This window comes from Niveispirillum sp. (genome assembly GCF_052437035.1).
Taxonomy (GTDB): Bacteria; Pseudomonadota; Alphaproteobacteria; order Azospirillales; family Azospirillaceae; genus Niveispirillum.
The window spans coordinates 162,342-176,741 of the sequence record NZ_JBQVOH010000006.1; the positions used below are offsets into that span (position 1 = coordinate 162,342).

The 14,400-nt window shown below is 65.3% G+C and carries 10 protein-coding genes; 4 read left to right on the forward strand and 6 right to left on the reverse strand.

Annotated features, from left to right (window positions below; all coding sequences use genetic code 11):
• The first annotated feature begins 18 nt into the window (after window positions 1-18).
• Together ACT6Q8_RS16270 and ACT6Q8_RS16275 are read left to right on the forward strand one after the other, a co-directional pair.
• Window positions 19-288, forward strand: coding sequence for a type II toxin-antitoxin system Phd/YefM family antitoxin (locus ACT6Q8_RS16270; RefSeq protein WP_054169949.1), 270 nt, complete (start codon window positions 19-21; stop codon window positions 286-288).
• Window positions 285-716 carry a type II toxin-antitoxin system VapC family toxin gene (locus ACT6Q8_RS16275; RefSeq protein WP_444733011.1) on the forward strand — a complete coding sequence of 144 codons (432 nt, stop codon included), beginning with the start codon at window positions 285-287 and terminating at the stop codon, window positions 714-716. The genes ACT6Q8_RS16270 and ACT6Q8_RS16275 overlap by 4 nt, the downstream gene beginning before the upstream one ends.
• A gap of 14 nt (window positions 717-730) precedes the next feature.
• On the opposite strand, the gene ACT6Q8_RS16280 is transcribed toward ACT6Q8_RS16275, so the two are convergent.
• On the reverse strand, window positions 731-2,749 hold the full coding sequence (locus ACT6Q8_RS16280; protein ID WP_444733012.1) for a methyl-accepting chemotaxis protein: 2,019 nt from the start codon (window positions 2,747-2,749) through the stop codon (window positions 731-733).
• A 223-nt stretch (window positions 2,750-2,972) separates the two neighbouring features.
• Here ACT6Q8_RS16280 and ACT6Q8_RS16285 point away from each other — a divergent pair, with 223 nt between their 5' ends.
• Window positions 2,973-4,331 carry an MFS transporter gene (locus ACT6Q8_RS16285; protein ID WP_444733013.1) on the forward strand — a complete coding sequence of 453 codons (1,359 nt, stop codon included), beginning with the start codon at window positions 2,973-2,975 and terminating at the stop codon, window positions 4,329-4,331.
• An 80-nt stretch (window positions 4,332-4,411) separates the two neighbouring features.
• On the opposite strand, the gene ACT6Q8_RS16290 is transcribed toward ACT6Q8_RS16285, so the two are convergent.
• Entirely contained in the window at window positions 4,412-7,309 is a 2,898-nt protein-coding gene (locus tag ACT6Q8_RS16290) for a response regulator (RefSeq protein ID WP_444733014.1), read from the reverse strand.
• A 106-nt stretch (window positions 7,310-7,415) separates the two neighbouring features.
• Window positions 7,416-9,038, reverse strand: coding sequence for a diguanylate cyclase (locus ACT6Q8_RS16295; protein ID WP_444733015.1), 1,623 nt, complete (start codon window positions 9,036-9,038; stop codon window positions 7,416-7,418).
• Window positions 9,039-9,141: 103 nt separating this feature from the next.
• Between ACT6Q8_RS16295 and ACT6Q8_RS16300 the strand changes: the two genes are divergently transcribed.
• Window positions 9,142-9,531, forward strand: coding sequence for a response regulator (locus ACT6Q8_RS16300; RefSeq protein ID WP_054169955.1), 390 nt, complete (start codon window positions 9,142-9,144; stop codon window positions 9,529-9,531).
• Between the two features lie 33 nt (window positions 9,532-9,564).
• On the opposite strand, the gene ACT6Q8_RS16305 is transcribed toward ACT6Q8_RS16300, so the two are convergent.
• From ACT6Q8_RS16305 to ACT6Q8_RS16315, 3 genes are all read right to left on the reverse strand, one after another.
• On the reverse strand, window positions 9,565-11,163 hold the full coding sequence (locus tag ACT6Q8_RS16305; protein ID WP_444739403.1) for a carboxylesterase/lipase family protein: 1,599 nt from the start codon (window positions 11,161-11,163) through the stop codon (window positions 9,565-9,567).
• Between the two features lie 208 nt (window positions 11,164-11,371).
• Window positions 11,372-11,902: a DUF6702 family protein gene (locus tag ACT6Q8_RS16310; protein ID WP_444733017.1), complete on the reverse strand. Its 531-nt coding sequence runs from the start codon at window positions 11,900-11,902 to the stop codon at window positions 11,372-11,374.
• The gene (locus ACT6Q8_RS16315) at window positions 11,899-14,385 is read right to left on the reverse strand and encodes a M1 family metallopeptidase (RefSeq protein ID WP_444733018.1); all 2,487 of its coding nucleotides are present in this window, start codon (window positions 14,383-14,385) and stop codon (window positions 11,899-11,901) included. Before ACT6Q8_RS16315 ends, ACT6Q8_RS16310 begins: the two co-directional genes overlap by 4 nt.
• Between the last annotated feature and the right edge of the window lie 15 nt (window positions 14,386-14,400).

A 14,400-nucleotide genomic window follows, 5' to 3' on the forward strand; every position in this document is an offset into this window, starting at 1 on the left:
CAGATGGAGGATCGGCCCATGACCAGGCCCACAGCAGAATGGAAGCTGGAAGATGCGAAGGCGCATTTCAGCGAGCTGGTGCGCCGTGCGCGCAGTGAGGGGCCGCAGCTGGTGACGAAACGCGGCAAGGACGCCGTCATCGTCATCGCGGTGGAGGAGTTGGAGCGGCTGACAACACCCGCTCCGCCGAAGCTGCCCTTCATGGCCTTCATGGAAAGCCTGCATGTCCCCGGCCTGGATCTCGACATCCCGCGTGAACGCGACACGGGCCGTGAGGTTGAGCTGTGAAGGGCTGGCTTCTGGACACCAATGTGATCGCCGCCCTGATCAACCCCGCCGGGGCGCCAAGTGTGAAACGTTGGGCCGCAGCACAGGATGAAGCGCTGTTCCATATCAGCATCCTGACCATTGGGGAGTATGAGAAGGGCATCGCCAACCTCGCCAGCGATGATCCAAGGCGACTGGCCTATGCCGGCCTGCGCGATCAGTTGCTGGCGCGCTTTTCCAGTCGGGTGCTGCCGGTCTCTGACGCGGTCGTCCGCCGCTGGGGCGTGATCTCGGGTACAGTGCGGCGACTGACCAACCACCCGCCGCCGGTCATCGATACGATGCTGGCGGCCACCGCGCTGGAAGCCGACCTCTGCCTCGTCACCCGCAACACAAACGACGTAACCCACAGCGGCGCCACCCTGCTCAATCCCTGGTCCGTACCGTGAAGCACCGACGTAGGTCAGGGCGCAAACCGATCCACCAGCCGGCCCCCAAGCTGCAACTTCTGGCCGTCATCCAGCACGAACGCGATACCGTTCTGCGTCCCCTCGCGCGTCTTCACCCGGAAGGGCAGCGTGCCGTCCAGGCCCGGCACCGATAGCGCGCCCTGCGCCCCCTCGGCCAACGCCAAGCCTTCAACCAGCGCCCCGCCGGCGGAAATGTTCAGCAGGCGGCCCTGGCGGCGTTCACCCGCCACCTCCACCGACACCTCAATATCCACCGCATGCCGCTCCCCGTGGCGGCGGTCGACATCCACCGTGGCGGTACGCACCACGCGGACCAGGGTCTGGCGCAGGTCGCTGACCGATCCCACGATGCGCATGGCGACTTCCCGCATGGCGGCGGCTTTTTCACCGGTGCTGCCGGCTTCCTGTGACACGGTATCGATACGGGTCGCCACCTCCTGCGCGGCTTCCGCCGTTTCGGTGACATTGCGGGAGATTTCGCTGGTGGCGGCGGCTTGTTCCTCCATGGCCTCCGCGATGCCCGCCGACACCTCATCCATGGCGCGGATGGCATCGGCAATGCCTTCCACGGCCATCACCGCCTCGGCGGTGACATTCTGGATCAGCATGATCTTGGCGGTGATCTCTTCCGTTGACCGCGTGGTCTGCGTCGCCAGGTTCTTCACCTCCGACGCCACAACGGCAAAGCCCTTGCCGGCATCGCCGGCCCGTGCCGCCTCAATGGTGGCGTTGAGCGCCAAAAGGTTGGTCTGCTCGGCAATATCGCGGATCAGGTTGGCCACACCGCCGATCTGCTCCACCACGTCCGATAGGCTGTCGATGGTGCCGCGCGTGCGCTGGCTGCGCTCCACGGCCTGGCCCGACAGGCTGGTGGCATGCGCCACCTGGGCGCTGATCTCGTTGATTGACGCGGTCAGTTCCTCGGTCGCGCCTGCCACCGCCTGGGCATTGGCCAGGGCATGCATGGCCGCACTGGCGACATTAGCGGCACTGTCGCGCACCTGAGACGCGCTGTCGGCCATGGCGGCGGCGGCGCTGTCCATATCCTTGGTTTCCACAGCGATCCCATCCACGCTGGCCCGGCTTTCGGCCTCCACCGTTTCGGCCATGTGGCGCAGGGCGGTGCGGCGATGCTGCTCGGCCGCCGCCTCCTTGGCCTGCTGCTCATCGCGCAGGCGGGCGGCATCGGCGGCACTGTCGCGCAACGCCTCAATGGCGTGCGCCATATCGGCCAGCTCGTCATGCCGGTCGGCCATGGCCGGCACCGCCACCTTCAGGTCCCCACGCCCGATCCGGGTCAATGCCCCCGTCAGCCCGATCAGCGGCATGACGACATTGCCGCGCAGCGCCAGCAGCACGATGACGGCGATTGCCACCCCAACCCCGGCCAGCGCCAGGATCAGCCAGGTCAGCTTGGCCGCGATGGCATCGGCGGCGGCAAGCTCTGTCTGCATCTTCTGCTTGGCGGCCTCGGCCACCTTGCGCACATCCTCCGCCACGGCGTCCAGTTCGGCTGACATGCCATCGGTTTCGCCAACAAAGGCACCCATCAGCATGTTGCCCACCTCCGGCCCGCTATTGACATAGGCCTTCGCCATGGCCGTCCCCTTGGTATAGAAGTTCGCGACGAACCCCTCCACCCGGCCCAGCGCGGCCTCGACCTCGGTCAATCCCATGCCCGCCGCGTGTTTGCGTGCCGCACTCATGTTGCGCAGCAAATCGTTGCGGGCCTTCTCCGCCTCCTCGAACCCGGTATCCAGCCCCTCCAGCCCGCGCGTCGCAGAAACGTCGGTCAGCCAGAGCTGCACCCGCATCACATCGCCGCGGATATCCTTCACCATGGTGACCAGCGTCAGGGCCTGATCGGCGGCGCGTTCGGCGGCCTGCTTGGCCACGGCCACCTGGGCGCGCTGCTGGCTGGCCCCGATGGCCATGACGACCGCCGCGATCAGCAGCAGCGCCAGGATGGCCAGGTTGGCCAGCAGGATCTTCATGGAAAGGTTGAGACGCATTGAAAGGCCCCTTGTGGTACCGGTTCGTGAGGCTTGGTTGGTTAAGAGGGAGGTAACATAAGCGTCTCATGATTGAAACAACCGCTGCCCCTTATGCAGGGGAAGGGTGCCATCCGCCGGCATCGGGGATAAATGCCCCCTCGACCAAGCCTTGCCGACCGCGTAACGTCCGCCCCTAAGTCCGGTAGCAAACCGGGCACCGGGAGGGTTCAAGCGGGCGACCATGCGGACTTTGGGTCTCAAGGCCAAGATCGGCTATGCCGTGGGCGATTTCGGCCTCAACCTTTATTGGCAGTCGCTGCTGCTGTTCATTCTGTTTTTTCAGATGGATGCGCTGGGCCTGTCGGCGATGGATGCCGGGCTGTCCTATCTGATCGCGTCCGTCTGGGATGCGGGCATGGACCCGCTGATGGGCATCATTTCCGACCGCACGCGGACACGGATGGGCCGCTACCGGCCTTTCATCCTGTTCGGCACTGTGCCGCTGGCCTTCGCCTTCTGGCTCTGCTTTTCGCCACCCGCCTTCCTGGTGGCGGGATCGGCGGGGATGATGCTGTTCGCGACCGGTACGCACATGCTGCTGCGCACCTGTTACGCGGTGGTGGCCATCCCTTATTCCTCGCTGACCGCCGCCATGACGCGGGACAGCGACGAACGGGCCAGCCTGACGGGCTGGCGTATGCTGCTGGCCTTTGCCGGCTCCACCTCCGTTTCGGCCCTGCTGCCGCTGCTGGCCGGCTGGTTCGACAGCTACAGTCAGGCGGCGGCTTGTATCGGCGCCCTGGCCGTGCTGGCCCATGTTGCCTGCGCCCTGTCGGTGCGTGAACTGCCGCCACCGGTCACGGTGGCGGAACCGGTGCATCTGGGCCTGCGCGCCGATCTTGGTGGCTTCATGCGCGGTGTGCTGCGCAACGGGCCGCTGCTGCGACTGCTGGCGGCCACGGTGGCGCTGCACCTGTCGCTGGGCCTGCTGATGCGCAATGTGCCCTTCCTGCTGAAATATGATCTGGGCGGCGATGCCACCCTGACGGTCCAGGCCCTGACATGGTTTTCCGCCGCCGGCATCGCCGCCGTGCCGGCCTGGGTCTGGGTTGCGCGATCCTGGTCCAAGGGCATCTCCTGGCAGGTGGGCAGCGCCATGGTCATCGCGGGCGGCATCGCCCTGGCCTTCACCCCGCCGGGCAGCCTCTGGCTGACGCTGGCCTGCCTGACGCTGATCTTTTTTGGCCATGCAGCGCATGCCGTGGCCATGTGGTCCATGCTGCCCGACGCCGTGGATTACGCCCATTGGCGCCACCGCCGCCGGGACGAGGCCAAGGTCTATGGCCTTGCCTCCCTGATCTTGAAACTGGCCCTGGGCGGCTCCGCGTTTCTGGGCGGGCTGGCGCTTGACGGTGTCGGCTATGCACCGGGCGCCGTACAGGCCCAAGGCACCCTGACGGGCTTCCGCCTGCTGGCCGGCCTCGCCCCCGTTCTCGGCCTGGGCCTGTCAATGCTGGCGGTCGCCGGCTACAGCCTGAACGCCGAACGGCATGGCCGGATACAGGCTTTCCTGGGACGCCGGGCGGACCGGATGCAGTGACGGGGTTTGAAACAGGACCTTCAAAGGGATAGTGATCTCAACAGTCGCCGGTACCCGACACCGGTCAACGGCAACACACCCTACGCCGCCGTGCGCACCGCCGCCGCCAGCCTGTCCCAGGTCGCGGGCGCCAGGGCCAGAAGCTGGGCGCCAAGCCTTCCCACGGCGTCCATGTCCGCCTCGCGCAGGGCCTGTTCCAGATCACGGCCCAGCCGGACCAGCGCCTTGCACCCGAACCCGCCGGAGGTGCTGATCATATCGTGGATATCGCGGCCCAGGGCCACCTTATCCCCGCCATCAAGTGCCTTGCCGATACGGTCCAGACGGGCGCGGGAGTTATCCAGGAACTGGCCCAGCAGCCGCTCAAAGGCGGCGGCCCCCATCATCTCCCGCAACTGGCGGACGGTGACCAGATCCAGGTCGCCGGCCTCCACCGTCACTGCCGGTTCCGCCAGGGCGGCGGCGGCCCCCGCTGCGCGGCGGCGGTCCAGCCAGGCGCGTACCTTGGCCAGGAATTCCTGATATTCCACGGGCTTGGAGATGTAATCATCCATGCCCGCCGCGCGGTATTCAGCCTCCACCCCCGTCATGGCATTGGCCGTCATGGCGATGATGGGGATGCCGCCGCGCGGCCCACCCAGGGCGCGGATGCGGCGGGTGGCCTCCAGCCCGTCAACGACAGGCATCTGCACATCCATCAGCACCAGATCGTAATCCCGCGCCTCCAGCGCCGCCACCGCCTCCCCGCCATGGTTGGCGACATCGACACGGTGGCCAGCCCCGGTCAGCATATGCAGCGCCACCTGCTGGTTCACATAATTATCCTCGGCCAGAAGGATGCGCGCCCCTTCACCGGCCAGCGCCACAACGGCGCCGGTGGGCGGTGCCGGCACCGGTTTCTCGGCAACCGTGACAGGCTGCCCACCGCGCAGCACCGCGATCAGGTCCTGGCGCAGCACAGGCTTGTCCAGCGTGGCATTGATGGCCGCCGGCCCCGCCGCCACCCCCGTCATGGACCGCAGCATGATCAGCCGCGCCCGGGGCAGCATCCCGCGCAGCCGCTGCGCCACGCCGGTCCCGGCTTCCGCCACTACACCCAGGTCCAGCAGCACGATGTCGGGCGACAGCAGATCCGCCGCGATCTCCGCCACCCCGTCGTCGGTTTCCTCCACCCGCACCCGCAGGCCCAGGCGCGACAATTCACGGGCCAACGGCGCCCGCACGATCCCTTCCGGCACCAGCAGCAGGGCCAGTTTCCCGGCCAGATCGGGCAGCGGGGCCGGATGCACCGCCGCCTCTTCCGCCGCCGCCAGCGCGATGGTGAACCAGAAGGTCGATCCCGCGCCGACGGTACTTTCCACCCCGATGCGCCCACCCAGCAGACCCACCGTCTCCCGGCAGATAGCCAGCCCCAGGCCAGTGCCGCCGAACCGCCGGCTGACGGAACTGTCGGCCTGCACGAATTTCTCGAACAGCCGGTTCACGGCATCGGGAGGGATGCCGATGCCGGTATCAATGACCTGCGTATCCAGGGTCAGGATGCCGCCCGCCCCCTCATGCACCGCAACGCTGACCGTGACACCGCCCTTGGCCGTGAACTTGATGGCGTTGCCGATCAGGTTCAGCACCACTTGCCGGATACGGGTGGGGTCGCTGACGGCGGTGCGCCGGGCCGACGGGTCGATATCCAGGACCAGCTCGATCCCATGCTCGGCGGCCTTCGGCGCCATCAGCAGGGCCGTCTCCTCGAACAGCTTGGCCACATCGAATTCGATATGTTCCAGCGTGACCTGATTGGCCTCCAGCTTGGAAATATCCAGGATATCGTTCAGCAGGCTCAGCAGCAGCTTGGCCGATGACCCCACCAGTTCCGCCGAATGCCGCTGTTCGGGCGTCAAGGCCGTGGTCAGCAGCAAGGTGTTCATGCCGATGATGCCATTCATCGGCGTGCGCAGTTCATGGCTCATATTGGCCAGGAACTCGGACTTGGCGCGGTTGGCTGCCTCCGCCTGATCCTTGGCGCGGGTTAGTTCCACCTGCGCCTGGGTCAGCTCGCGGTTGGTCTTTTCCAGGGCGTCGGCCAGGGCCGCCCGCGCCTCCACCAGCCTTTTATCCTCATGCGCGCGTTCCAGTTCCCGCTCCTTGGCGCGGAACTCCATGGAAATACGCAGGTTTTCCTCATGCAGCAGCTTGCGCCGCAGCAGGGCGCGGATGCGCGCCTTGATGATCTCGATATCGTTGGATTTGGTGACGTAGTCGTCGGCCCCAGCCTCCAGCCCGCGCATCAGGTCGGTCTTGCTGTCGCTGGCCGTCAGCATGACGATCTGGAACAGTTCCTCGCGCCGCCGCCGCACGCCGTCCAGGCGGCCGCACAGTTCCACCCCGTCGATCTCCGGCATGTTCAGATCGACGATGATGCAGTCGAAACTTTCCGTTTCCGCCCGTTCCAGTGCCTCCTTGCCCGACAGAAGCGGAACGACATCATGCCCCTCCTCCTCCAGAATCCCGCGCAGGAATTCCAGGAAAGTGGGGCTGTCATCGACGATCATCAGCCGACATTGCCGCAGCGCCTGGGCCGAGGCATGGAAATCCGTCCCCGGTCGGCGTTTCAGCAGGGCATTGATGCGGGCCGGCAGCAGATCGCTGTCGGCAGATTTCCGGACATAGGCGTCAGCACCGCTTTCGATGCCCCGGAACTCCGCCTCTGCCGTCACCTCATCGGTCAACATGATGATGGGTAGCTGGCGCGTGCGGACATTCAGGCGGACACGGCGGATGAACTCATCCCCGCTCATGCGCGGCAGGTGGTAATCGACCAGCAGCGCATCCGGTAGGGCGCCGTTCAGCTTTTCAAGGGCATCCTCGGCTGTGGCGCATACATCTGCGGTCCAGCCCTGGGCGGCCAGCGTTATTTCCATCTGCAATGCCTGCGTGGGGCTGTCCTCCACGATCAGCAGATGTGGCGCCTCTGTGCTCATCCGGCCCCTTGCCCCGGCTACACCCTTGCACCCGCACGGTTGCGGGCCCTCCCTTTCCTTTTAAGCACTTCTATCGGCGGTTGCCACCCCGAATGCCAGGAAAGGCTTATGCAGAGGCGGAGATGGAGCCGGAAACATGCACGCGGTCGCGCCCGGCCCGCTTAGCGAAATACAGCGCGGCATCGGCGGAAAGGTTGAGGGATGCCAGATCGCCCGTCTCGGTCAGGCCAGCCACGCCGGCGCTATAGGTGATATGGAAAAGCTTGTCATCAGCCCCACGGAAACCCACGGCATGAAAGGCCTTGCGCAGATTATCCAGGATGAGGGCCGCCTCCTGCGGGTTGGTGCGGGGCAGGATGACGGCAAATTCCTCGCCCCCATACCGGCCCACAATGTCGCTGCGGCGCAGCCGCTGACGCAGCAGGCGTGACAGCGACCGCAGCACCCGGTCACCCGCCGCATGCCCGTGCTCGTCATTGACCCGCTTGAACCTGTCGACATCGATCATGGCAAAGGACAGAGGCACACCTTCTCGCCGCGCCCGCGCCACCTCGGTCGCCAGATGTTCTTGCACCATTGCATGGTTCAGGGCACCCGTCAGGCTGTCGCGCGCCATCATGGCCTGAAGCTGTCGGGCGCGGCGCACGCGGGCGCGCACCTGTTCCACCAGCTTGGGGGTCTTGATCGGCTTGCGCAGCAAATCCTCGGCCCCCAGGTCCAGCGCCAACCGCTTGTCGGTCAGTTCCTCATCCGCCGTCAGGAACAGGATGGGTAGCGACAGCATCCCTTCCTGCTGACGCAGCACGGCGGCCAGTTCCAGACCCGAACAGCCCGGCATGCGGTTATCCAGCAGCAAAAGATCGGGCAGGAAGCGGCGGATATGGCCGATGGCCCGCACCGGATCGCCCAGAACCTCCACCTCCATGCCGGCCGCGCCCAGCGCCGTTGCATATTCGGCGGCGACCAGGGGGTCATCATCGACCAGCAGCACGCGATAGGGCCGGGCACTGTCGCGCCCGATGATCTGGTCCAGCCGTTCTGCCAGGACCGCCGGGTCCACCGGCTTGACCAGATACCCGGCGCCACCGGCCCGCACCGCCGCCAGCCGCGCCTCGAAATCATCCCGGCCCGACAGGAAGATAGCGGGCGGCACCGGCCCTTCCGCCGCCAGGGTAGAAACGATGTCGCTGCCGGCATCGGTATCGGGGCCGCAGATGATATCGACCAGCATCGCCTCAGGCGCACAGGTCCGGACGGCATCGGCGAAACTGTCGGGATCGGCAAAGGCGATGGCGTGATAGCCATAGGGGCGGAGCTGCGCCACCATTTCGTGCGCCTGCACCGGATCATCTTCCAGAAGATAAACGGTGATTTCCTCGGCGCGTACGCTGGTTTCCTCCTCCGATATGTCGGGAACCGGGCTGGTCGCGACCTGTTCGCCCAGACGCAGGGCAAGCGCCAGGGCCGCATCGATACGGGTGGCCGCTTCCTCCTCCCCCGCCACCAGGGCACGGGTGGCCTGATCCAGCTGGCGGGCCGCGTCCGCCAGCTCCGTGAAGCCAAAGGTGCTGGCCGATCCGATCAGGCCATGCGCCAGACTTGAAAGCCGGCGCGCGTCGCCCGCCGCCTGCGCCAGCGCGGCCAGACGCTCGGGAAGCATCAACAAATATTGTTCACGAATTTCCCTTTGCCGGGTCACAACGGAAACAGAGGGATACGGATCGCTCATCGACGGTCCAGCAACAGGCGGTGGTTTGTAATTGCATTCTATGCTGGTACGAATAAGCCTGTCGAGGTGCAGAACCTGCCTTAAAGGTTGGGTTGGAGACGGAATGACGGAACTCTGCCGGGTCCTTTATGTTGATGATGACCCCGACCTGCGATCCATGGCCGAACTGGCCTTGGGCACCGTCGGCGGGCTGGCGGTGACGCTGTGCGCCGATGGGGCGCAGGCCCCGATGCTGGCCAGGGTCAGTCAGGCACAGATGGTGCTGCTGGATGTGGTGATGCCAGGACTTGACGGCCCCGGCACCCTTGCGGCCCTGCGCGCCGACGACTTCACGGCTTCCCTGCCCGTGCTGTTCGTTACCGCCAAGGATACCGACGCCGAGCGCGCCGAATTGCTGGCACTGGGTGCTGTCGGTGTCATCACCAAACCGCTGGACCTGATGGGCATGGCGGCACAGGTGAAGGCCATCTGGGCGGGGCTACCGGGTGAATGAAGCCATCTCTCTCGTCATCCCGGCTTGCCCGCATTACGTGCCGAACTGCACAAACGGCACCGCGCTGAACAGCCGGCGTTCCGCCCCGCGCGGATCATCCACCAGCCGGCATTGCGTATTCAGCACCATGGTCTGCCGCCGCGACAGGTCATAGGGTGCCCAGGCCGGCAGGCCCGGATGGTTGGGGTCGCCCTTGCGGGCCAGCGCGATGAAGGCATCGGCTAGCCGGCCTGCCATTGTCTGCGCTTCCACACCGTCGCCCGTAGGGCTGCCGGGCAAGCTGGCATTGTCGAAGGCCAGCGGGATATCCAGCATATGGTGCGCGCGCCATTTGCCGCCATCGCGCGGGGAGGGGAAATCTAGTTGATAGGCCCAGGTAGGTGCCGCCCCCGGCGCCTGCTTGGCCCGCGCCTCCAGTTCCTCCACCGCCCCGCGCCAGGACCGGCCCGCCGTGGTGGCGGCAAAGAATACGTCCGACGGGCTGTAATGCGGGTAAAGCCGACGGTACTCGGCAATCACAATCTCCGGCGCGATATCCACCCGCATGGCGGGGAACAGCTTCTCCGGCAATGCTTCCCAGGTCAGAGTGAAGGTCGACGCATCGCCTCCGCCGATCAGGTTGCGCGTCTCGTCATGGGTATTGCCGATGATCATGGGGATATCGGTGGACATCGCCGGCGCGTCGGGGAAGAAGGGATGGCGCGGCAGGTTGCGCCCATCCAGGACAGGGCCGGCATAGACACCGCCCGAGCCCGCCACCGGGTCCACCGCCTTCAGCCCGGCCTTCAGCTGTTCCACCAGCATCGTCAGCAGCGCTTCCGCCCCCGCCCTGTCGGCACTCAGCCCCAGTTGTTTCAGGACCGCCACAGCGCGGGACGTGGCGTTGCGCGGGCCGCCCGCCGTCACCTGCTGCCCGCTCATGGTGGCAACCTTGTGAAACAGGCCGCGCGCCGCCGGCATGGCCATCAGGGTGGCGATCTTGGCCCCGCCGCCCGACTGCCCGAACAGCATGACATTGCCGGGATCACCGCCGAAGGCCGCGATATTGTCCCGCACCCATTGCAGGGCCAGGATCAGGTCCAGTTGGCCCACATTGCCACTGTCGGCAAAGCGCGGATCATCCAGCCCGCCCAGTCGCGCCAGATAGAGATAGCCAAACAGGTTCAGGCGGTGATTGAGGGTGACCACCACCACATCGCCGCGCCGGGACAGCCGCGTGCCGTCATAAAGCGCGTCCGACCCCGACCCGTTGGCATAGGCGCCGCCATGGATATAGACCATGATGGGCCGCTTTGCCCCGTCGCCCAGGCCCGGCGTCCAGACATTCAGGAACAGGCAATCCTCCGACTGCCGCTCCTCCTTCGATCCCTGCGGGCTGGCATTGCCATACTCCACCGCCTCCACCACCCCCTTCCAGGGCTGCGGCGGCAGCGGGGCCTGAAACCGGCGCGTCGCGGTATCGGCGCCATAGCGCACACCCTTGAAAACATGGATACCCTCGACGGTACGACCGCGCACCTTGCCGGCAACCGTCTTCACCACCGGCCCCTTGCCCGTGGCCGCACCCGCCGGCCCCGCCGCCACCAACCCCGCCGCCCCGGCCAGCAGCAGCGACCGCCGCGTCAACTCCATCCCGCGCATCCCATCCCCCTTATTCTTGGCGCGCTGAGAATAATTGATACCGGTGTCAATGCGAAGCCCTTTGGTGGATGCCGGGTCAAGGAGTAGGTCAGGTCGAGGGGCGTTTACGACCCGAGCCCTGACTGCAAAGGATCGAAGGTCTGTTCTGTCAGGGCTCGCCACCGGCTCGACCTGACCTACGGCTGCTCAAAACACCGCCTTACCCCAACACCACATCCTTCTCCCCGTCCCCGCCCAGAAAGGTCAGGGTGCGGATGCGGCCCGGATCGCTATACAGGTCGAAATTCACCTGATTGATCTGCACGGGAAACACATCGCGCAGGATCATGTTGCGCACCGACAGCCGGTCCGGCGGCGCCGTCATGGGCATTTCCTGATAGACGCGGACCTCCTCCCCGTCCAGCTCCGCCCCCAGCAGTTTCAGCGCCAGCGAAGGCCCGCCCGGCACGGTCAGGCCGAACCGTGCTTCGACATAAAGCGCCAACCGCGCCCGGTCCTCCAACTGCGACAGGTCGGGCGTGGGCATCTTCACGATCTGGTTTAGGGCCATTTCGGCATCATGGGCGTGCAGCGTGTGCTCCACCTCCAGAACACCGCTGGTCCGGTTAAACCGGACCAGGGTCAGCGCCGCCTTGGCCCGGTGGGCGCGGGCCATCGGCGCCACGCCCATCACCATTCCCAACCCGGCCAGCGCCAGAACCCGGCGCCGACCGATCACCGTAGCCGTCACGGCGTCCCCCCGGCGGGCGTCAGGGGCACTTCCTTGCCTGGCTCCGCCTTGCCATCCGCGTCCTTCTTGGCCTTCAACTCAACCAGCATGTCGGCCATCAGGTCCTTGTCCTCATCCTTCATCTTGTAAAGCTCCAGACGGGACGAGGCGATCTTGCGTGGATAGGCGTTGTTGGCGACATTGGCGTCGGCAATCTCCTGGCGCGGGTCCAGCTCGATCCCCACAACTTGGCGGGGCCGGATCAGCATCTTGGTCACAGCCTTGCTGTTGTAGCGCCAGATCTCCGCCGGGATCATCACGAACTCCGTGGTCCCGTCGGCATAGGTCAGGCGCAGCGGCAGCGGCATGACCAGACCGCCCTTATTGGCGAAATCGACGAAATAGACCCAGTCGCCATCCTTCTCGGCCCGGGTCAGCGCCTCACGCTCCCACGGGTCCAGCCCTTCCACCATGTCCGCGAACTTGTTGCGGTCCTTGTTGGTGGGCGTGAACTTGTCATTCTCGTTATAGAAATCCTTCAGGTCCGGCTCCCGCTCCAGCAGGGTTTTCAGACCCTGCTCGCGGTTATGCACCTGGGCCAGCGGCTCGGCATTGTCGCGGCGATATTCCTCGCGCTGCAACGGCTTCTCGATATCGGGATTGCCGGTGGCGATGCGGTATTCGCGCACCCCGGCCAGATCGATATCGACATGGTCGGTCGTATAGAACCAGCCACGCCAGAACCAGTCCAGGTCGATGCCCGACGCATCCTCCATGCTGCGGAAGAAGTCGGACGGGGTCGGGCGCTTGAATTTCCAGCGCTGCGAGTACTCGCGGAAGGCATGATCGAACAACTCCCGGCCCATCACCGTCTCGCGCAGGATGGTCAGCGCTGTTGCCGGCTTGGTATAGGCGTTGGGACCGAATTGCAGCACCGAGTCCGACTGGGTCATGATCGGCACCTGACCCTGGCTGGTCATGTAGCTGGTAATCTCGGCGGGCAGGTTGGGATTGCGGCGATGCTCGCCGAAATTCTCCTCCCATTCCAGATGCGCGATATTCTGGACAAAGGTGTTCAGGCCCTCATCCATCCAGCTCCACTGCCGTTCGTCCGAATTCACGATCATCGGGTAATAGAAATGCCCGACCTCGTGGATGACGACGCCGATCAGCCCATATTTGGCATTAGCCGTATAGGTGCGCTTGCCGGTCTTCTTATCGACATTGGGCCGGTATCCGTTAAAGGTGATCATCGGATATTCCATGCCGCCACCGTCCCAGGTATTGACCGACTGGGCCGTCGGGTACGGATAGGCAAAGGAATATTTGCTGTAGGTCTTGATCGTGTGTGCCACGGCCCAGGTCGAATATTTCGACCAGAGTGGTTCGGCCTCGTTCGGATAGAAAGACATGGCCAGCACGGGGTTGCCCGCCGGATTGTCCTGGGTCACCCCCATCGCGTCCCAGATGAACTTGTTGGAACTGGCAAAGGCGAAATCGCGGACGTTCTTGGCCGTGAAGCGCCAGGTCTTGGTCGCCTTGTCGGTGTCCTTCTCGTTGGCCAGGGCTTCTTCCGGCGTCACGATGAACATGGGCTTGTCGGCCTTGGCCGCTTTGGCCAGACGGTCGCGCTGCGTGGCTGTCAGGACATCGCCCGGATTTTGCAATTCGCCCGACGCGCTGACCAGATGGTCGGCGGGCACGGTGATGGCGACATCATAATCGCCGAATTCCAGGGTGAATTCGCCGCGGCCCAGAAAGGCCTTGTGCTGCCAGCCGGCATAGTCGGTATAGGCCACCATGCGCGGGAACCATTGCGCAATGAAGAACAGGTCCGTGTTGTTGTCACGGAAATGCTCATACCCGCTGCGCCCGCCGACAATATCCTGGTTGATGATATTGTACGCCCATTCCACCTTGAACCCGACCGAGGCACCAGGGGCCAGGGGGCGGGGCAGGTCGATGCGCATCATGGTATCGACCACCGTGAAAGACAGCTTGCGCCCCCCATCATCGGTGACGCTGGCGATCTCCATCCCGTACTTGATGTCCTTTAGGGCCTGGACGCGCGCCAGCGTGCCATAGCTGATCTGGTCGCCGCCATCCTTGGCCGGGCTGGCCGTGCGGGTCAGTTCGGCGATGGACTTGTCCTTGTAGATATTCTGGTCCAGCTGCAGCCACAGGTACCGCAGCGTATCGGGGGAATTATTGTGGTACTGCACGCTCTGCTTGCCCGTCAGGCGCTTGGCGGCGGCGTTCAGCTTCACCTCAATCCGATAATCGGCGCGCTGCTGCCAATATTGATGGCCCGGCGCGCCCGATGCGGTGCGGTAGGTATTGGGGGTGGGAAGGTCGACCTCCAACTGGCGGAACTTGTCCTGCCAGTCGCCCTTGGTCTGCACGATGGCATCGGCTGCTGCCCTGTCCGTCGTTGCGATCGTGGCCGACAACATCAAAGCCGTGGCCGCCACCAGGCGCGCCACCCGTCCCCGCCAGTACCCCATCCTTAACCCCCAACG